This window comes from Mycobacterium sp. (assembly GCF_032159565.1).
GTDB lineage: Bacteria > Actinomycetota > Actinomycetes > Mycobacteriales > Mycobacteriaceae > Mycobacterium.
Genome location: NZ_JAVHWR010000130.1, coordinates 85,469 through 103,832 on the forward strand (window position 1 = coordinate 85,469; position 18,364 = coordinate 103,832).

The 18,364-nt window shown below is 68.0% G+C and carries 17 protein-coding genes; 12 read left to right on the forward strand and 5 right to left on the reverse strand.

Annotated elements, in window-relative coordinates; genetic code table 11:
* Nucleotides 1-1,110 carry a cystathionine gamma-lyase gene (locus QOC76_RS17010; RefSeq protein ID WP_526358380.1) on the forward strand — a complete coding sequence of 370 codons (1,110 nt, stop codon included), beginning with the start codon at nt 1-3 and terminating at the stop codon, nt 1,108-1,110.
* A 106-nt stretch (nt 1,111-1,216) separates the two neighbouring features.
* Nucleotides 1,217-2,347: a D-alanine--D-alanine ligase family protein gene (locus QOC76_RS17015; RefSeq protein WP_526358382.1), complete on the forward strand. Its 1,131-nt coding sequence runs from the start codon at nt 1,217-1,219 to the stop codon at nt 2,345-2,347.
* Here QOC76_RS17015 and QOC76_RS17020 read toward each other — a convergent pair.
* Together QOC76_RS17020 and QOC76_RS17025 are read right to left on the reverse strand one after the other, a co-directional pair.
* The gene (locus QOC76_RS17020; RefSeq protein ID WP_526358384.1) at nt 2,344-2,892 is read right to left on the reverse strand and encodes a DUF3515 family protein; all 549 of its coding nucleotides are present in this window, start codon (nt 2,890-2,892) and stop codon (nt 2,344-2,346) included. The genes QOC76_RS17015 and QOC76_RS17020 overlap by 4 nt on opposite strands.
* A 10-nt stretch (nt 2,893-2,902) precedes the next feature.
* Nucleotides 2,903-3,145 carry an Lrp/AsnC ligand binding domain-containing protein gene (locus QOC76_RS17025; protein WP_526358386.1) on the reverse strand — a complete coding sequence of 81 codons (243 nt, stop codon included), beginning with the start codon at nt 3,143-3,145 and terminating at the stop codon, nt 2,903-2,905.
* 188 nt (nt 3,146-3,333) lie between these two features.
* Here QOC76_RS17025 and QOC76_RS17030 point away from each other — a divergent pair, with 188 nt between their 5' ends.
* Together QOC76_RS17030 and QOC76_RS17035 are read left to right on the forward strand one after the other, a co-directional pair.
* On the forward strand, nt 3,334-4,293 hold the full coding sequence (locus QOC76_RS17030) for a thiamine-phosphate kinase (RefSeq protein ID WP_526358490.1): 960 nt from the start codon (nt 3,334-3,336) through the stop codon (nt 4,291-4,293).
* A 24-nt stretch (nt 4,294-4,317) separates the two neighbouring features.
* Nucleotides 4,318-5,001 (forward strand): uracil-DNA glycosylase, encoded by a 684-nt coding sequence (locus tag QOC76_RS17035; RefSeq protein ID WP_526358388.1) that lies wholly within the window; start codon nt 4,318-4,320, stop codon nt 4,999-5,001.
* Nucleotides 5,002-5,070: 69 nt separating this feature from the next.
* Here QOC76_RS17035 and rpmB read toward each other — a convergent pair whose 3' ends face one another.
* The gene (gene rpmB, locus QOC76_RS17040) at nt 5,071-5,265 is read right to left on the reverse strand and encodes a 50S ribosomal protein L28 (RefSeq protein ID WP_526358390.1); all 195 of its coding nucleotides are present in this window, start codon (nt 5,263-5,265) and stop codon (nt 5,071-5,073) included.
* A gap of 212 nt (nt 5,266-5,477) precedes the next feature.
* Between rpmB and fakA the strand changes: the two genes are divergently transcribed.
* Genes fakA through QOC76_RS17055 form a run of 3 tightly spaced genes read left to right on the forward strand, consistent with a single transcriptional unit; the run spans nt 5,478 to nt 10,083 of the window.
* Complete coding sequence (fakA, locus tag QOC76_RS17045; protein WP_526358392.1) at nt 5,478-7,130, forward strand: fatty acid kinase ATP-binding subunit FakA; 1,653 nt, start codon at nt 5,478-5,480, stop codon at nt 7,128-7,130.
* Nucleotides 7,131-7,132: 2 nt separating this feature from the next.
* Nucleotides 7,133-9,376 (forward strand): ATP-dependent DNA helicase RecG, encoded by a 2,244-nt coding sequence (gene recG, locus QOC76_RS17050; protein WP_526358394.1) that lies wholly within the window; start codon nt 7,133-7,135, stop codon nt 9,374-9,376.
* Nucleotides 9,373-10,083 (forward strand): GmrSD restriction endonuclease domain-containing protein, encoded by a 711-nt coding sequence (locus QOC76_RS17055; RefSeq protein WP_526358396.1) that lies wholly within the window; start codon nt 9,373-9,375, stop codon nt 10,081-10,083. Before recG ends, QOC76_RS17055 begins: the two co-directional genes overlap by 4 nt.
* Before the next feature lie 2 nt (nt 10,084-10,085).
* Here QOC76_RS17055 and QOC76_RS17060 read toward each other — a convergent pair whose 3' ends face one another.
* On the reverse strand, nt 10,086-10,925 hold the full coding sequence (locus QOC76_RS17060; protein WP_526358398.1) for an aldo/keto reductase: 840 nt from the start codon (nt 10,923-10,925) through the stop codon (nt 10,086-10,088).
* 26 nt (nt 10,926-10,951) lie between these two features.
* Nucleotides 10,952-11,773: an aldo/keto reductase gene (locus tag QOC76_RS17065; protein WP_526358400.1), complete on the reverse strand. Its 822-nt coding sequence runs from the start codon at nt 11,771-11,773 to the stop codon at nt 10,952-10,954.
* Between QOC76_RS17065 and QOC76_RS17070 the strand changes: the two genes are divergently transcribed.
* The 5 genes from QOC76_RS17070 to rsmD are packed head-to-tail and all read left to right on the forward strand — an operon-like array spanning nt 11,772 to nt 18,351.
* A complete protein-coding gene (locus QOC76_RS17070) occupies nt 11,772-12,896 on the forward strand; it encodes an alpha/beta hydrolase (protein WP_526358402.1) in 1,125 nt (374 codons plus the stop codon). The genes QOC76_RS17065 and QOC76_RS17070 overlap by 2 nt on opposite strands.
* Nucleotides 12,897-12,930: 34 nt before the next feature.
* Nucleotides 12,931-13,716 (forward strand): DsbA family protein, encoded by a 786-nt coding sequence (locus QOC76_RS17075; RefSeq protein WP_526358404.1) that lies wholly within the window; start codon nt 12,931-12,933, stop codon nt 13,714-13,716.
* Nucleotides 13,713-14,339, forward strand: coding sequence for a vitamin K epoxide reductase family protein (locus QOC76_RS17080; protein ID WP_526358406.1), 627 nt, complete (start codon nt 13,713-13,715; stop codon nt 14,337-14,339). The genes QOC76_RS17075 and QOC76_RS17080 overlap by 4 nt, the downstream gene beginning before the upstream one ends.
* A gap of 29 nt (nt 14,340-14,368) precedes the next feature.
* On the forward strand, nt 14,369-17,761 hold the full coding sequence (locus QOC76_RS17085) for a pyruvate carboxylase (protein ID WP_526358408.1): 3,393 nt from the start codon (nt 14,369-14,371) through the stop codon (nt 17,759-17,761).
* On the forward strand, nt 17,758-18,351 hold the full coding sequence (gene rsmD, locus QOC76_RS17090; protein ID WP_526358492.1) for a 16S rRNA (guanine(966)-N(2))-methyltransferase RsmD: 594 nt from the start codon (nt 17,758-17,760) through the stop codon (nt 18,349-18,351). Before QOC76_RS17085 ends, rsmD begins: the two co-directional genes overlap by 4 nt.
* Nucleotides 18,352-18,364: the final 13 nt, after the last annotated feature.

Consider the following 18,364-nt stretch of genomic DNA (forward strand, 5'->3'; position numbering starts at 1 on the left):
ATGGCCGGGGTATACGGAGACTCCACAAGGAGCGTCAAAGCCAGTGGTGCAGAAGAGGTTCCGGGCTCACCCATCGTGCCGCCGCCCGTCCCTGCGGCCGCTTACCACATCCCAGCGAGCGAAGACGACTCGCTCGACAGCTACGGGCGCTATCACAATCCGACCTGGCGCCACCTCGAGTCCGCTCTGGCCGAATTGGAAGGCGCGGCAGCGGCTTTGACCTTCGGTTCGGGCATGGCGGCGATCACGTCGGCGCTTCGCGCACTGACCAGACCTGGAGCCACGCTGGTCGTTCCGGCCGACGGTTACTACCAGGTGCGGCGATATGCGGTCGAATACCTTGCGCCGCAGGGCATCACGGTGATCGAGGCGAAATGCGCCGACATGGTCGACGCGGCGGACGGCGCCGACGTGGTGCTTGCCGAGACACCGTCGAACCCCGGCCTCGACGTAGTCGATCTGTATCGCCTCGCGATGACATGCCGCGAAGGCGGTGCGACCCTCATCGTCGACAACACGACCGCGACACCCCTTGGCCAACAACCGCTGTCGCTCGGTGCCGACCTGGTGGTAGCCAGCGCCACCAAGGCGTTATCGGGTCACCATGACCTGCTCGCGGGATACGTCGCGGGCAGCCGCGTCGAGCAGATGGCCGCGATCGAGCACGAGCGTCGGCTCGCAGGCCCCATCCTGGGTGTCTTCGAGGCCTGGCTGGTGCTGCGCAGCATCGGAACCGCGGGTCTGCGGTTCGAGCGGCAGTGCCAGAACGCGCTCGCGATCGCGTTGGCGTTGCGGACACATCCCGGCGTGCGGTTCCTCCGCTACCCGGGACTGCCCGACGACCCGTCGCACGAGATCGCCAATCGGCAGATGAAGCGCTTCGGCGGGATCGTGGCGATCGAGCTCGAGAGCGCCGCCGCCGTACACGCGATGCTGCGAAACAGCAATCTGCTCGTGTCGTCGACCAGCTTCGGCGGTATCCACAGCTCGGTGGATCGGCGGGCCCGCTGGGGCGACCCGGTCGGCGAGGGCTTCGCCCGGATCTCGGCGGGTATCGAGGACACCGACGACCTGGTCGCCGACATCGAGCAGGCGCTGGCGCGCCCGTGACGATCAAGCGCGTCGGATGAGGACGGGCGCTCGAAGATCGTGGAAAAGCCCAGCCGGCAGCGGTAGACCGTGCGGCTTTCGGCGGGGACGGTAGCCTCTCTAGGTTGTGACTGCCCGCCAACGGCCCGGCTCCGCCGGTCGCGTCCGTGTCGCCGTCGTCTACGGCGGACGCAGCTCCGAGCACGCGATCTCGTGCGTTTCCGCAGGCAGCATCCTCCGCCACCTCGATCCGGAGCGCTTCGAAGTGGTCGCGGTCGGCATCACACCGGAGGGCTCGTGGGTGCTGACCAATGCCGACCCGGACACCTTGGCGATCGCCGACGGACGGCTGCCCGAGGTCAGCGGTGCATCGGGTACCGCTCTGGCGCTGACGGCCGACCCGAGTCGCGGCGGGCAGCTCCTGTCTCTGCGCCAGGGCGCGGCGGGCCAGCTGCTGGCCTCTGTCGACGTGGTCTTCCCGGTGCTGCACGGACCGTACGGCGAGGACGGCACGATCCAGGGACTGCTCGAGCTGGCCGGGGTGCCCTACGTCGGCGCCGGCGTGCTGGCCAGTGCGGTGGGCATGGACAAGGAGTTCACCAAGAAGCTGCTGGTCGCCGACGGCTTGCCGGTCGGCGACCATGTGGTGCTGCGACCGAACCGGGAAACGCTGGACCTCGAGGAGCGTGAGCGGCTCGGGTTGCCGGTGTTCGTCAAGCCGGCGCGAGGCGGGTCGTCAATCGGGGTCAGCCGTGTCGCGGCGTGGGATCAGCTGCCTGCCGCCATCGCCGATGCCCGGATACACGACCCCAAGGTGATAGTCGAGGCCGCCGTGCCGGGGCGCGAACTCGAATGCGGCGTCCTGGAACTCCCGGACGGCAGTGTCGAGGCGAGCACCGTCGGCGAGATCCGGGTGGCAGGCGTGCGCGGCCGCGAGGACGGCTTCTACGACTTCGCCACCAAGTATCTCGAGGACGCCGCCGAACTGGACGTGCCCGCCAAGGTCGACGACAAGAACGCCGACGAGGTGCGCCGACTGGCCATCCGCGCGTTTCGCGCTATCGACTGCCAGGGCCTGGCCCGGGTCGACTTCTTCCTGACCGACGACGGCCCGGTCGTCAACGAGATCAACACCATGCCCGGCTTCACGACGATCTCGATGTATCCGAGGATGTGGGCGGCCAGCGGTGTGGACTATCCGGCCCTGTTGGCGGCGATGGTGGACACGGCGCTGGCGCGGGGCACCGGCCTGCGCTAGCGGGCAGGCGCCGGGTCGAGCGGTTTGGCGGGCATCGTCTGCGATATCGCCTCGGAGATCTCCTGGATCGGGGTCGGGCCCGATCCGCTCGGCAGGGTAAGGGCTATATATACCGGGCGATCCACGGCGAACCAGGTGCTCCTGCCCGCGTCGGTCAGCTCGAACCACTGCACGGGCTCGACTTCCTGCAGGGGCGAGCCGACCACGAACTCCGCGGGACGGTCCAGCCCGCAGCGCAGGATGACCGGGTCGGGATCCGATTCCGCCAGCCATGCGGCCGCGCCGGCCGGTGCGGGGTCGGCCGCCGGTGCTCGCCGGTAATCGCCCAACTGCTCGGGCAGCGCGGCCGTCAGCGCAGTGCACTCGCGGCTGGCCGCCTTCGGGGCGGGGACCGTTGCGATGGGAAGCGGCTCCTGCAGTGCCGGCGACTGCCGCAGAACCGCGATCGCGAGCACCGCGACCACCGCCGCGACGCCCACCGCGATCGCGGCGATCAGCACAGACCGCGGCGGACCGTCTGCACCGTCGTCGGTCGTCTGTGCCACATGGGCAACTCTAGGGCCGTGCTCCACCGGCGATGGGGCAGGTCAGGGTGCGCGTGATGCCCGCGACCTGCTGAACGCTCGGGACGACCCTGTTCTGCAGGTCGTCAATGGTGTCGGCCTCGACGCGCACCACGACGTCATAGGGCCCGGTGACGTACTCGGCGGAGCGCACACCGGTCAGCTCGGCCAACTGCTTGGCGGCGACCTCGGCGCGGCCCACGTCGGTCTGGATCAGCATGAAAGCCTCGACCACCCGGTGACCCCTCCGTTCCGCTGCATAGACTCCACGCCGCAGGGCCCAAAAGTACCGCAGGATCGCCAGGGGTTCAGCGCACGAAGACGGACGAGAGTGAGGATCGCAGCGCAGCGCGGACCGGTGGGCCCACGCCCGCAGGGCAGGGGGCGAGCGGGAGTCGAGTTATGAGCGGAACCGGAGGTGCCATGGCCAACGAGGAGCGGGCCGACAGCCTTGCTGGGCTGGGGGAGTTCGCCGTAATCGACCGGTTGGTGGCCGACCGCGACCAGCCCGCGGTGGTCGCCGTCGGTCCGGGTGACGACGCCGCGGTGGTGACGGCGGCCGACGGCAGGACGGTGGTGTCCACCGACATGCTGGTGGAGGGCAGGCACTTTCGCCTTGACTGGTCGTCGCCGCACGACGTGGGCCGGAAGGCCATCGCACAGAACGCCGCCGACATCGAGGCGATGGGCGCAACGGCAACCGCATTCGTCGTCGCGTTCGGCGCACCGGGAGACACTTCGGCGGCGCAGACGCTCGAGCTCGCAGACGGCATGTGGCACGAGGCGCGCAAGTTCGGCGCGGGGGTCGTCGGTGGGGATCTGGTGAGCGCCCCGCAGTGGGTGATCTCGGTGACGGTGCTCGGCGATCTCGCCGGGCGCGCGCCGGTGCTTCGTTCCGGGGCGAGGGTGGGTGACACCCTGGCCGTCGTCGGCGGATTGGGCCGGTCTGCCGCCGGATATGACATGTGGCGCAACGATATCGACGGCTTCGACACCCTGCGGCGGCTGCACGTCGCGCCGGAGCCGCCGTACGGACAGGGCCGCGTCGCCGCCGAAGGCGGCGCGACGGCGATGACGGACGTCTCCGACGGGCTGGCGGCCGACCTCGGCCATATCGCCGATGCCTCCGGAGTGGGCATCAATGTGTCCACCGCGGCGCTGACGGCCGACCGAGACGCCCTCGCCGACGCCGCCGCCGCCGTGGACGTCGACGCGTGGGATTGGGTGCTCGGCGGCGGCGAGGATCATGCGCTGGTCGCGACGTTCACCGGCACGCCGCCGCAGGGCTGGCGGGCCATCGGCGAAGTGATCGACGGTCGGCCGCGGGTGCTGGTCGACGGCGACGCGTGGCACGGAAATCCGGGCTGGCAGTCATATCAGTGAGCCGAGCCGCTAGGTTGACTTGTCGTGACCGCACGCCCCCTCGCCGACTTGGTCGATGCGGGCTGGGCGCGCGCGCTGGAACCCGTCGGCGATCAGGTCGCCCAGATGGGGGAGTTCCTCAGGAGCGAGATCGCCGCGGGCCAGCGGTATCTGCCCGCTGGTCAGAATGTGTTGCGCGCCTTCACGTTTTCGTTCGATCAAGTGCGAGTGCTCATCGTCGGGCAGGACCCTTATCCGACGCCCGGGCATGCGGTCGGGCTCAGCTTCTCGGTCGCGTCCGACGTGCGTCCGCTACCGCGCAGCCTGGAGAACATCTACAAGGAGTACAGCAGCGACCTGGGCTATCCCGCCCCGGCCAACGGCGATCTCAGTCCGTGGGCCGAGCGCGGAGTGATGCTGCTCAACAGGGTGCTGACGGTGCGGCCGGGCACGCCGGCTTCGCATCGCGGAAAGGGCTGGGAGGCGGTCACCGAATGCGCGATCCGGGCGTTGACGGCGCGGGCGCAGCCGTTGGTGGCGGTGTTGTGGGGGCGCGACGCGTCCACGCTCAAGCCGATGCTCGACGGCGATGACTGCGTGGCGATCGAGTCGCCGCATCCCTCGCCGCTGTCGGCGTCGCGGGGATTCTTCGGGTCGCGGCCGTTCAGCCGCGCCAACGAACTTCTCGTGAAGATGGGCGCCGAGCCGATCGACTGGCGGCTGCCCTAACGCGCCGAGATCGACATATTGGCGCGTTCTACTCGCACAAAATCGCCGAAACGTGAGTTTGGGCGGGAGTTAGCCGCGGGTGACCTTGCCTGCCTTGAGGCAGGACGTGCAGACGTTGATGCGCTTCTTGTTGCCGCCGGGACGGCTAACGGCGCGCACGCGCTGGATGTTGGGGTCCCACCGACGGCTGGTCCGGCGATGGGAGTGAGAGACCGACTTACCGAAGCCGGGGCCCTTCCCGCAGATATCGCAGACGGCAGCCATATCGGAACTCCTTGAATCAGTACTGGGGGCCAGCGACCGCAACCGCGGGTGACCCGACAACCTGACCAGGATACCGGCCCACAAAGAGAACGCCAAAACGCCGTCCACCGGGCGCCGACCAGGCGGGTGAATGTGACCGGCGATGTCCGGCGCAATGGATAGGCTGGCGCCCACCGGGGGTTCCATTGTCGTCGGTGGAAGGTGGGTGATCGATGGCCGGGTCTGGTCGGCGGCTGGACGCGTCAGCCCTGCGCGACTGGGCGCACACCTCGGTCGGCGACCTGATCGCCCACACCGACGAGATCAACCGGCTGAACGTCTTCCCCGTTGCCGACGCCGACACCGGGACGAACATGCTGTTCACCATGCGGGCGGCCTGGGCGCAGGCGGATTCCTCGACGGCCGGCGGCGACGTGGCGGCGGTCGCCGCGGCCCTGGCCACCGGCGCCCTGCACGGCGCCAGGGGCAACTCCGGAGTGATCCTTTCGCAGATTCTGCGCGGCTTCGCCGACGTCGCCGCCGAAGCCGCCCACGAGCTGGGCGATGTACTGGCCGACGTCGACGGCCGCCTGCTCGCCGCATCGCTTCGGCACGCCGTCGGCCTGGTCGTGGCCTCGATGGGCAAATCGGTGCCGGGAACCATCGTCTCGGTGCTGAAGGCCGCCGCGGAAGCGGCCGAAGACGTCGTCGCCGGTGACGCCCCCCTCGGCGAGGTGGTGACGGCGGCGGCCGATGCGGCGGCGATCGCACTCGAGCGGACCACCGAGCAACTGGACGTGTTGACCGACGCCGGAGTCGTCGACGCGGGCGGTCGTGGTCTGCTGGTGTTGCTCGATGCGCTGTCGAAGACCGTTTCCGGTCATGCACCGGTCCGACAGGAGTATGTGCCGGCCCCTCCGCAAGTCGAGACCACCGTCGCGGCACCCGCTCCGCGTTTCGAGGTGATGTACCTGCTGAGCGGATGCAGGCCCGACGGTGTCGAACACCTTCGTCAGCGGCTCGACGAACTCGGCGATTCGGTCGCCATCGCCGCGTCCGCGGCTGACGGCGGCGGTCGCTATTCGGTGCACGTGCACTCCGATGACGCGGGCGGCGCCATCGAGGCCGCGCTGGCGTTCGGCACACCCAGCCGCATTCAGATCACGGCGCTCAGCGGTGGCTCCGGAGCGCGCGCGCCGGGCGGCTGGGCGCGTGAGCGTGCGGTGCTCGCGGTCGTCGACGGCGACGGCGCGGCCGAGCTCTTCGCCGGCGAAGGCGCCCACATCCTGTGTCCCGATCCCGATGCGAACCCCACGTCCGCAGTGACCGCCAAAGAGCTGCTGCGCGGCCTCGTCGACGCGGGTGCCGCCCAGATCATGGTGTTGCCCAATGGTTTCGTCGCCGCCGAGGAGTTGGTCGCGGGCTGCACGGCGGCGATCGGCTGGGGCATCGACGTCGTTCCGGTGCCCGCGGGTTCGATGGTGCAGGGCCTGGCCGCGCTTGCCGTGCACGACGCCGACCGGCAGGCCGTCGACGACGGTTACACGATGGCGCGCGCCGCCGCGGGCGCGCGGCACGGTTCGGTTCGGCTCGCCACCGAGGAGGCGCTGACGTGGGCGGGCACCTGCCGGCCCGGCGACGGGCTCGGCATCGCGGGCGACGAGGTGCTGATCGTCGCCGAGGACATCACCGCCGCAGGCGCGGGGCTCATCGACCTGCTTCTCGTCGCGGGCGGTGAGCTGGTCACCGTACTGAGCGGCGTCGGCGTGGATCCCGCTGTCGGCGAAGCACTCAAGGACCACGTGCACCACGAACATCTGGGCACCGAACTGGTGACCTACCACACCGGTCATCGGGGCGACGCGTTGTTGATCGGGGTCGAGTAGCCGTGGTCGCACTGTCTGACCGGCTCGACTTCGTCATCGGCAGGACAAACGCGAAGAAGCTCGACGAGCACTTCGGTATCCGCACCGTGAACGACCTTCTGCGGCACTACCCGCGCAAGTACAACGAGGGCATGACCGTCCGCGGCGAGGGGGAGGAGCTCGATCTCGAAGAGGGCGAACACGTGACGTTCGTGGACACCATCACCGAAGCGAAATCCGGTGACATGAAACCCGTCTGGGACAAGAAGAGAAAGAAGATGCGCTACCCCAAGTGGTTGCGTGTCACGCTCGGCGAGCACCGTCCCAAGGTCACCGCCACGTTCTTCAACGCCAAGTGGATGATCGAGAATCTGCCCGAAGGCACCCGCATCATGTTGTCCGGCGAGGTGAAGTACTTCAAGGGCACCATGGCGCTCAGCCATCCGGCTTATCTCGTGTTGCAGTCGCCGACCGGCAAGGAGATCGGAACGAAGTCGCTCAAGACGATCGCCACCACATCGGGTGCGACGGGCGACGAGCTCCTTTCGGTGTTCGAGCGTGAGTTCTTCCCGATCTATGCCGCGAGTTCCAAGGTGCAGAGCTGGGACATCTACGCCTGCGTGCGGCAGGTGCTCGACGTGCTGGATCCCGTCGCCGATCCGCTACCCGAATCACTGCTGCGCCAAGCCGATCTGATTCCAGAGGACGAGGCACTGCGTGCGATCCATCTCGCCGAAACGGCGGCCGAACGCGAACGTGCCCGAGCCCGCCTGACGTACGACGAAGCGCTCGGGCTGCAATGGGCGTTGGTGGAGCGCCGAAACAGTGAATTGGGCGAATCGGGGCCGCCTGCACCGAAGACGGACGACGGGCTGCTCGCGGCGTTGATGCAACAGCTGCCGTTCGAACTGACCCGCGGCCAGCACGAGGTGCTCGCAACGCTGTCGGCCGACCTCGCGGGAAGCCGTCCGATGAACCGGATGCTGCAGGGCGAGGTCGGCTCCGGGAAGACCATCGTCTCGGTGCTGGCCATGCTGCAGATGATCGACGCGGGCTATCAATGTGCACTGCTGGCTCCCACGGAAGTCCTTGCGGCCCAGCATGCGCGCTCGGTGCGCGATGTCCTCGGCCCGCTGGCGATGGCAGGCCAGCTCGGCGGCTCCGACAGCGCGACACGGGTTGCGCTGCTGACCGGATCGATGTCAGCGCAGCAGAAGAAGCAGGTGCGTGACGAGGTCGCCGCAGGCGAGGCAGGGATCGTCATCGGCACCCACGCACTGCTCCAAGATGCCGTCGATTTTCACAACCTAGGCATGGTGGTGGTGGACGAGCAGCACCGGTTCGGCGTCGAGCAGCGAGATCGACTGCGCGCCAAGGCGCCGCAGGGTCTGACGCCGCACCTGCTGGTGATGACCGCCACCCCGATCCCGCGCACCGTGGCGCTCACGGTCTACGGCGATCTGGAGACCTCGACGTTGCGTGAACTGCCGCGTGGCCGGCAACCGATCGCCACCAACACGATCTTCATCAAGGAGAAGCCGCAATGGCTCGACCGGGCATGGCAGCGGACCATCGAGGAGGTCCGGGCGGGTCGTCAGGCCTACGTCGTCGCATCGCGCATCGACGAGAGCGACAAGAAAAGCAACGAGAAAGAGGACGGGCCGCCTGCGACCACGGTGGTGGAGTTGCTCGAGCGTCTTCGGCAAGGACCGCTGTCGGGACTGCGGCTCGGATTGATGCACGGGCGGCTGTCCGCCGACGAGAAGGACGCTGCGATGGCGGCGTTCCGTGCGGGTGAGATCGATGTGCTGGTGTGCACTACCGTCATCGAGGTCGGTGTTGACGTACCCAATGCGACGGTCATGTTCGTGATGGATGCCGACCGGTTCGGCATCAGCCAGCTGCATCAGCTGCGGGGTCGCATCGGTCGTGGCGAGCACGCGAGCCTGTGTCTGCTGGCGACCAAGCTGCCGGAACAATCGAAGGCGGGCGAACGACTCAAGGCGGTCGCGGACACGCTGGACGGCTTCGAGCTCGCCGATCTCGACCTCAAGGAGCGCCGCGAGGGAGACGTGTTGGGGTACAGCCAATCCGGTAGGCCCATCACCCTGCGATTCCTGTCGCTTTTCGACCACCGCGACATCATCGAAGCGGCCCGCGAGTTCTGCCAAGCGCACTATGCGCAGAATCCTCGCGATCCCGGAATGGCACTGCTGGCAGCCGAATTCACCGATACCGAGCGGGTCGAATACCTGGACAAGGCATGAGCCGCAAGCGGCTGGCGTGGCTGGCGCTTGCGGTGACGCTGGCCATCATGGTGGCCTATCAGACGGTCGCGTCCGCGGACCGGCGTGCGGCGTTGTTCGTCGCGCAGGCCGACGTTCCCACCGTCGCACCGGGTGCGGATGTGCTGGCCGGGGTGGCGCAGATACCGATGCGGATCCACGGATTCGACTACCGCAGGGCGGCTTTCGGCGACTCGTGGACAGACGACAACTCCGCACCCGGCGGTCACAACGGGTGCGACACCCGCAACGACATCCTCGACCGCGATCTCGTCGACAAGACCTACGTGTCGATCAAGCGGTGTCCCAACGCCGTGGCCACCGGAACATTGCACGATCCGTATACCAACGAGGCGATCGCGTTCGTGCGCGGCAACCAGGTCGGCGCGTCCGTGCAGATCGACCACATCGTGCCATTGGCGTTGGCATGGGACCTGGGCGCCCGCAACTGGCCCGACGATGTGCGGCTGCGCTTCGCCAACGATCCGGCCAATCTGCTTGCGGTGGCGGGCCAGGCGAATCAGGACAAGGGTGATTCCGAGCCTGCGGTGTGGATGCCGGCCAACGCCGCGTTCGCCTGTCAGTACGCCATTGGGTTCATCGCGGTGCTGCGCGGCTACGGCCTGCCCGTCGATGCGCCGTCGGCGGTGGTGCTGCGCGACGCCGCGTCCACCTGCCCGACGAGCTGAGGTCAGGTGCCGGTGTAGGTTTCGGGATCCGGGCGGAATCGGGTGCCGTCGTCGAGCCCGTTGATCGTCGCCATCTCGTCGTCCGTCAGCTCGAAATCGAACACGTCGAGGTTCGACCGCACCCGCTCCGGCGACGACGAGCGCGGAATCACCACGTTGCCCAGCTGGATGCTCCAGCGGATCAGCACCTGCGCCGGTGTCTTGCCGTGCGCCTCGGCGACCGAGACGATCGTCGGATTGTCCAGCAGCCTGCCGACGCCCAACGGGCCGTAGGCCTCCGTAACGACCCCTCGGCCGGCGTTGACCGCACGCAGCGCGGCCTGGTTGAGCAGCGGGTGCAGCTCGATCTGATTGACGACTGGGGTGACGAACGACAGGTCGATGACGTTCGACAGGTGCTCTTCGTGGAAGTTGGCCACGCCGATCGACCGGGTCAGGCCGCCACCCTGGAGTGACAGCAGTCCACCCCAGCTGTCGATGTATTTGCCTGACTCACCGGCGGGCCAGTGGATCAAATACAGGTCGACGTAATCGAGGCCGAGGCGCTCCAGGCTTGCCGCCAGGGCGTCCTGTGATGACTGGTACCCCTGGGCTGCTGTTGCGAGTTTGGTGGTGATGAACAATTCCTCGCGCGGTACGCCCGAAGACGCGACCGCACGTCCGACCGCGGCCTCGTTGCCGTAGGCGGCGGCGGTGTCGATCGACCGGTAGCCCGCGTCCAACGCCGCGGACACCGCCTCCTCGGTCTCGCTGTCGGACAGCTCGCCGACTCCCAGGCCGATCACCGGCATGGTGCGTTCGTCGATCAGAGTGACGGAAGGAATGGCTGCCGCCGAGGTCATGTCACCTATCCCTGCTGAGTTGAAGGTTAGTTGAAGTTCCGTGGGTCGGGACCGAGCCGAGTTCCGTCGCCCAGCGACGAGATGGACGCCATGTCCTGTTCGGTCAGCTCGAATTCGAACACGTCGAAGTTGCTCACAATCCTCTCGGGGGTCACCGACTTCGGGATGACTATATTGCCGAGCTGGATATGCCACCTAATCAGTACCTGTGCAGGCGTTTTTCCGTGCGCGTCCGCGACCGCGCTCACCGTCGGCTCGCTCAGCAGTGATCCCTGACCCAGTGGCGCCCACGCCTCGGTGGCGATGCCCAGCGCAGCGTGTGTCTCCCGGAGCTCCTCCTGCTGCAGGCGTGGATTCAACTCCACCTGGTTGACGGCGGGAACGATGCCGGTCGCGTCGATCAGAATCTGCAAGTGCTCCGGCTCGAAATTGCTCACCCCGATCGACGAGATCCGCCCCTGGTCGTGCAGGTGGGCGAATGCCTTGAAGGTGTCGACGAAGGTGTTCTTGGCGGGGGTCGGCCAGTGGATCAGGTACAGGTCGAGTCGGTCGGTGCCGAGCCGGTCCAGACTGGCGTCGAATGCGGCCAGTGTGCTCTGGTATCCCTGGTCGGCATTCCAGAGCTTCGTCGTGACGAAGACGTCGTCGCGGGGAACTCCGGAGTTGGCGATCGCCCGGCCGGTCTCGGCCTCGTTGCCGTAGACGGCGGCGGTGTCGACATGGCGGTAGCCCGCCTCCAGCGCGGTCGCCACCGCCCGCTCGGTTTCATCCGGCGGCGTCTGGAATACGCCGAGCCCGACCTGTGGGATCGAGTTACCGTCGTTCAGCTTTATGGAGGGAGAAGCCATGACCGAAAGTCTGCCAGCGCGACCTGAGACTTCCGTCAGCGCGCGTGCCGCCTCGGCGCAACCCGACCTTCGGGACCGGCTACTCAAGGCCACCGGCGGGCCGACGTTGCGTGCCATCGTTCGCATACCCGATCGGATCAAGCGAGTGCTGTTGGGTCGGCGCTCGGTGACCATCGATGGGAACACCCTGGACACCACGCTGCAGCTGGCGCTGGCCGTGCAGCGGCTCAGCGGCAGGGAGGGCCTGATCCTCAGCACCGACGTCGCGACCGCGCGCACCCGCCTGAACTTGACCGCGTCGCAGTTTCCCCGGACCGAGGTCGATGTCACATCGTCCGATCTGCAGCTGCCGGGGCCTGCCGGGGCCATCGCAGCGCGCCACTACCGTCCGCGCAACGGCGGTGACGCACCGCTGCTCGTCTACTACCACGGGGGCGGTTTCGTCGTCGGCGGTCTGGAAACCCACGGCAACCTGTGTGAAGTGATCTGCCAGAACGGTGGCGTGCACGTGTTGTTCGTCGACTACCGGCTGGCGCCCGAGCACAAGGCGCCCGCAGCCGTCGACGACGCGTACGCGGCGTACCTGTGGGCCCGTGAGCATGCCGCGGAACTCGGCGCCGACGCGAGCCGGGTTGCAGTCGGCGGGGACAGCGCGGGCGGCAACCTCGCCGCGGTGGTCGCCCAGCGTGCCCGAAACGAAGGTGCGCCGCCGGCGGCCCTTCAGCTGTTGCTGTATCCGATCACCAACTTCGCCGGCCAGACCCGGTCCTGCGGCTTGTTCGCCGACGGTCTCTTCCTTCGCCGCCGGGACATGGATTTCTGCCGCGGCAAGTACCTCGATGATTCGGGCATCGACCCGACAGATCCAAGGGTATCGCCGCTGTTGACCGACGACTTGTCCGGTTTGCCGCCCGCCATCCTGGTCACGGCGGGCTTCGACCCGCTTCGCGACGAGGGCCGCCAATACGCCGAGGCACTGCGCGCAGCCGGCAACTCGGTGGATGCGCGTGAATTCGGCTCGCTGATCCATTCGTTCCCCAACTTCTCCACCCTTGGCGGTGGCAGTGCGGCGGCGACGGAGGAAGTCATCTCCGCCCTCCGCGGCCATCTGAGCCGCAGCTGACGACCCGCAGGAACCTCGCCGGTACCCTTGACCCGTGGCCACGAAACCCAAGAAGAACGCCCGCTACGACCTCAACGCCGCCGACCGCAGGCGCAACCTGCTGATTCAGATCGGTTTGACTGCGGTCGTGGTGCTGCTTGGCGTCGGGCTGGTGCTCTACATCGTGATGGGTGCCGACAAGAAGCCCGCGTCCGGCGAGGCCAAGGCCATTACGGTGTCGTCGAGCAAGCTCATCACCAAGGAGGGCACCACCGAGCCCAAGGCCGTGGTGTCGCTCTACGAGGACTTCCTGTGCCCGCACTGCGGTGTATTCGAGCAGAAGTTCGGTCCGACGATCAGCCAGCTCATCGACAGCGGAGCGATCGCCGCCGATTACTACATGGTCGCCATCCTCGACCAGCCGAGCAACGACAACTACTCCTCGCGAGCGGGCGCTGCCGCCTACTGCGTCGCCGACGAGAACAAGGACGCGTTCCGCCGCTTCCACGCCGCGCTCTACGCACAGCAGCCGGGTGAGACGGTGGCGAGCTTCCCCGACAACGAGAGCCTGATCAAGACTGCGCGTCTCGCCGGCGCGGGCGGCAGCGTGCCGGACTGCATCAACAAGGGCAAATACGTACCGATGGTGCAGGGTCTGGCGCAGGCGACCCAGATCCAGTCCACTCCGACGATCAAGATCAACGGCCAGGACTTCGCGGTCACGGAGACCACGACACCCGACGACTTGGTGAATCAGGTCAAGTCGATCGTCGGTGACGTGCCCGGGCTGATGAGCAAGCCGGCCGCGCCGACTCCGACCGTCCCGCCGATGGCGCCGTGACCGTCACCGCCGACAGCCCGGCCGAGCCCGCCACCGGCGAGGCGCAGCAGGGTGTCGCCGTGCGCACCGCCAGTGCGGTGTGGGTGCTGATCGCGGGCGCTGTCGGGTTGGCCGCCGCGCTGACGCTGACGATCGAGAAGATCGAGATCCTGATCAACCCCGACTACGTGCCGTCGTGCAGCATCAACCCGGTGCTGTCCTGCGGTTCGGTGATGATCACCCCGCAGGCGTCGGCCTTCGGCTTCCCGAACCCGCTCATCGGCATCGTGACCTTCACCGTCGTCGTGGTGACAGGGGTGCTGGCCGTCGCCAAGGTCGCGCTGCCGCGGTGGTACTGGGGCGGGCTGGCCGTCGGCACGCTGCTCGGCGTCGCGTTCATCCACTGGCTGATCTTCCAGAGCCTCTACCGCATCGGTGCGCTGTGCCCGTACTGCATGGTGGTGTGGGCGGTCACCATCCCGCTGCTGGTCGTGGTCGCGTCGATCGCGCTTGCGCCGCAACTGGAGAACGGCGTGGCGCGGTTCGCCCACCAGTGGCGGTGGTCGCTGGTCACGCTGTGGTTCACCGCGCTGATCCTGATGATCGTGGTGCGGTTCTGGAACTACTGGTCGACCCTTCTCTAACCACATCGGGTCGGCGTTAGGGTTCTTGGGTGATTTCCAAGATTCTGGTGGCCAACCGCGGTGAGATCGCGATCCGCGCCTTCCGCGCCGCCTACGAGATGGGGATCACCACCGTCGCGGTGTATCCCTACGAGGACCGCAACTCCCAGCATCGACTGAAGGCCGACGAGTCGTACCAGATCGGGGAGACGGGCCATCCGGTCCGCGCGTACCTGTCGGTCGACGAGATCATCCGCGTCGCCAAGCAGGCGGGCTGCGACGCGGTCTATCCCGGCTACGGCTTTCTTTCCGAGAACCCCGATCTGGCCGCGGCGTGCGCCGAAGCCGGCATCACGTTCGTCGGGCCCGGCGCCGATGTGCTGGAGCTGACGGGGAACAAGGCACGCGCGATCGCGGCCGCCCGTGACGCCGGCCTGCCGGTGCTTACGTCGTCGGCGCCGTCGTCGTCAATCGACGAGCTCGTCGAAGCGGCGTCGGGCATGGAGTTCCCGCTGTTCGTCAAAGCGGTGTCCGGCGGCGGCGGGCGCGGCATGCGCCGGGTGACCGACCCCGCCGCACTTCCGGAGGCCATCGAGGCGGCCAGCCGCGAGGCGGAGTCGGCGTTCGGCGACCCGGTGGTCTATCTCGAGCAGGCGGTGCTCAACCCCCGCCACATCGAGGTGCAGATCCTGGCCGACAGGCACGGCAACGTGATGCACCTGTTCGAACGCGACTGCAGCGTTCAGCGCCGTCATCAGAAGGTCATCGAGCTTGCGCCCGCGCCGAACCTGCCAGAGGACCTCCGCGCCAGGATCTGTTCAGACGCCGTCGCGTTCGCCCGCCAGATCGACTACTCATACGCGGGGACTGTCGAATTCCTGCTCGACGAGCGCGGCCATCACGTGTTCATCGAGATGAATCCCCGCATCCAGGTGGAACACACCGTCACCGAGGAGATCACCGACGTCGACCTCGTCGCCTCTCAGATGCGCATCGCCGACGGAGAGACACTCGAGCAGCTCGGGCTGTCGCAGGAGACGCTGACGGTGCGCGGGGCTGCCCTGCAGTGCCGCATCACCACCGAGGACCCGGCCAACGGCTTCCGGCCCGACACCGGTCGCATCACCGGCTACCGGTCACCGGGCGGTGCGGGCATCCGGCTGGACGGCGGCACCAACCTCGGCGCGGAGATCACCGCGCACTTCGACTCGATGCTGGTCAAGCTGACCTGCCGCGGACGCGATTTCTCCGCGGCGATCGCCCGCGCCCGCCGCGCGCTGGCCGAGTTCCGGATCAGGGGCGTGTCGACGAACATCCCCTTCCTGATGGCCGTCGTCAACGACCCCGACTTCCGCGCCGGACGGGTCACCACGTCGTTCATCGATCAGCGGCCCTATCTGCTGACCGCGCGCACACCCGCCGACCGCGGCACCAAGATCCTCAACTACCTCGCCGAAGTGACGGTCAACCAGCCGCACGGCCCCCGTCCCTCGACGGTGTATCCGCACGACAAGCTGCCGCAGATCGATCTGGGGTCTGCGCCGGCGCGGGGCAGCAAGCAGCTGCTGACCGAGTTGGGTCCGGAGGGATTCGCGCGGTGGATGCGCGATTCGAAGGCCGTCGGTGTCACCGACACCACGTTCCGTGATGCCCATCAGTCGCTGCTGGCCACGCGGGTGCGCACCAACGGGTTGCTGATGGTGGCGCCCTACATCGCCAGGATGACGCCGCAGCTGGTGTCCATCGAGTGCTGGGGCGGGGCGACTTACGATGTGGCGCTTCGGTTCCTGAAGGAGGACCCGTGGGAGCGGTTGGCCGCCCTGCGGGAGGCCGTGCCCAACATCTGCCTGCAGATGCTGCTGCGCGGCCGCAACACCGTGGGCTACACGCCGTACCCGGAGCTGGTCACGAAGGCGTTCGTCGACGAGGCGACGGCGACCGGAATCGACATCTACCGGATCTTCGACGCGCTGAACAACGTCGAGTCGATGCGGCCCGCCATCGACGCCGTACGCGAAACCGGTACGTCCATCGCGGAAGTCGCGATGAGCTACACCGGTGATCTGTCCGATCCCGGCGAAAATCTTTACACGCTGGACTACTACCTGAAGCTGGCCGAGCAGATCGTCGATGCCGGCGCGCACGTGCTGGCGATCAAGGACATGGCCGGATTGTTGCGGCCGCAGGCGGCGACGGCGTTGGTGTCGGCTCTGCGCTCCCGGTTCGACCTGCCGGTGCATGTGCACACCCACGACACCCCCGGCGGTCAGCTGGCCACCTATCTCGCGGCGTGGCAGGCGGGGGCCAGTGCGGTCGACGGGGCCGCCGCACCACTGGCGGGTACGACCAGCCAGCCCTCTCTGAGCTCGATCGTCGCCGCCACCGCGCACACCGAATACGACACCGGCCTGTCGCTGGCCGCGGTCTGCGAGCTCGAGCCGTACTGGGAAGCGCTGCGAAAGGTGTACGCGCCCTTCGATGTTGCGGCATCCGGGCCTCCTGCCCCGACGGGGCGGGTGTATCGCCACGAGATCCCCGGCGGTCAGCTGAGCAACCTGCGGCAGCAGGCGATCGCGCTCGGGCTGGGGGACCGGTTCGAGCAGATCGAGGAGAACTACGCGGCGGCCGACCGCATCCTCGGCCGATTGGTGAAGGTGACGCCGTCGTCGAAGGTCGTCGGTGACCTCGCTCTGTCGTTGGTCGGGGCCGGTGTCACCGCCGACGAGTTCGCCGCCGACCCTTCACGGTTCGACATTCCGGACTCGGTCATCGAGTTTCTGCGCGGCGAGTTGGGCGATCCGCCAGGCGGCTGGCCGGAACCCCTTCGCACCAAGGCGCTCGCAGGGCGGCCGCCTGCGAAGCCGACTGAGCAACTCACGCCCGACGACGAGGCGGCGCTCGCGCTGACAGGTGCCAAGCGTCAGGCTGGACTGAACCGCCTGCTGTTCCCCGGTCCCACAAAGGAGTTCGACGCACACCGCGATCTCTACGGCGACACCTCTGGCCTGTCGGCCAACCAGTTCTTCTACGGACTGCGCAGCGGCGACGAGCACCGGGTGACGCTCGAGCGGGGGGTTGAGCTGCTGATCGGGCTCGAGGCCATCTCCGAACCCGACGAACGCGGTATGCGCACCGTGATGTGCATCCTCAACGGTCAGCTGCGCCCGGTGCTGGTGCGCGACCGCAGCATCGCCAGCGAGGTGCCTGCCGCGGAGAAGGCCGACCGGTCCAACCCCGACCATGTGGCCGCACCGTTCGCGGGCGTCGTCACCGTCGCCGTCTCCTCCGGCGACAAGGTCGATGCGGGCCAGACCATCGCCACCATCGAGGCGATGAAGATGGAGGCCGCCATCACCGCCCCCAAGGCGGGCACTGTCGACCGGATCGCCGTATCGCAGACCGCGCAGGTCGAGGGTGGTGACCTGCTGGTGGTGGTGAGCTGACCCGCATCGTCGCCGGCGACCTCGGCGGGCGGCGTATCGCGGTGCCACCGCGCGGCACCCGGCCCACCACCGACCGGGTTCGCGAGTCGCTGTTCAACGTGCTGACCGCCCGCATGGATCTGCATGGCATGGCCGTCCTCGATCTGTACGCAGGCTCCGGAGCGCTCGGGCTGGAGGCGCTCTCGCGCGGCGCGGCCACCGCGGTGTTCGTCGAGTCCGATCAGCGGGCCGCGGCCGTGATCGGCCAGAACATCAAGACGCTCGGCGTCACGGGAGCGACGCTTCGCCGCGGCACCGTTGCGTCGGTGCTGGCCACCGGCGCCCAGGCCGCCGTGGACCTGGTCTTCGCCGATCCGCCGTACGACGCCGGCGAGGCCGAGGTGAATGACATGCTCGCCGCACTTTCCGCGCACGGCTGGATTACCGCGGGCAGCGTCGTCGTCGTGGAGCGCGGTGCGTCCGGGCAAGGGCTGAGCTGGCCGGACGGCTGGCAGCAGTGGCAGGCCCGGCGCTACGGCGACACCCGCCTCGAGATGGCCGTCGTCGATGTCGCCGCCAGCGCGGCTCCGAACGGACCTGAACTGCCCTGATAGCGTCGTGATC

Coding starts and splice junctions, on each gene's coding strand:
- QOC76_RS17010 (WP_526358380.1), top strand. CDS start 1: ATGGCCGGGGTATACGGAGACTCCACAAGGAGCGTCAAAGCCAGTGGT.
- QOC76_RS17030 (WP_526358490.1), top strand. CDS start 3,334: ATGGCCAACGAGGAGCGGGCCGACAGCCTTGCTGGGCTGGGGGAGTTC.
- rpmB (WP_526358390.1), bottom strand. CDS start 5,265: ATGGCTGCCGTCTGCGATATCTGCGGGAAGGGCCCCGGCTTCGGTAAG.
- fakA (WP_526358392.1), top strand. CDS start 5,478: ATGGCCGGGTCTGGTCGGCGGCTGGACGCGTCAGCCCTGCGCGACTGG.
- QOC76_RS17055 (WP_526358396.1), top strand. CDS start 9,373: ATGAGCCGCAAGCGGCTGGCGTGGCTGGCGCTTGCGGTGACGCTGGCC.
- QOC76_RS17060 (WP_526358398.1), bottom strand. CDS start 10,925: ATGACCTCGGCGGCAGCCATTCCTTCCGTCACTCTGATCGACGAACGC.
- QOC76_RS17070 (WP_526358402.1), top strand. CDS start 11,772: ATGACCGAAAGTCTGCCAGCGCGACCTGAGACTTCCGTCAGCGCGCGT.
- QOC76_RS17065 (WP_526358400.1), bottom strand. CDS start 11,773: ATGGCTTCTCCCTCCATAAAGCTGAACGACGGTAACTCGATCCCACAG.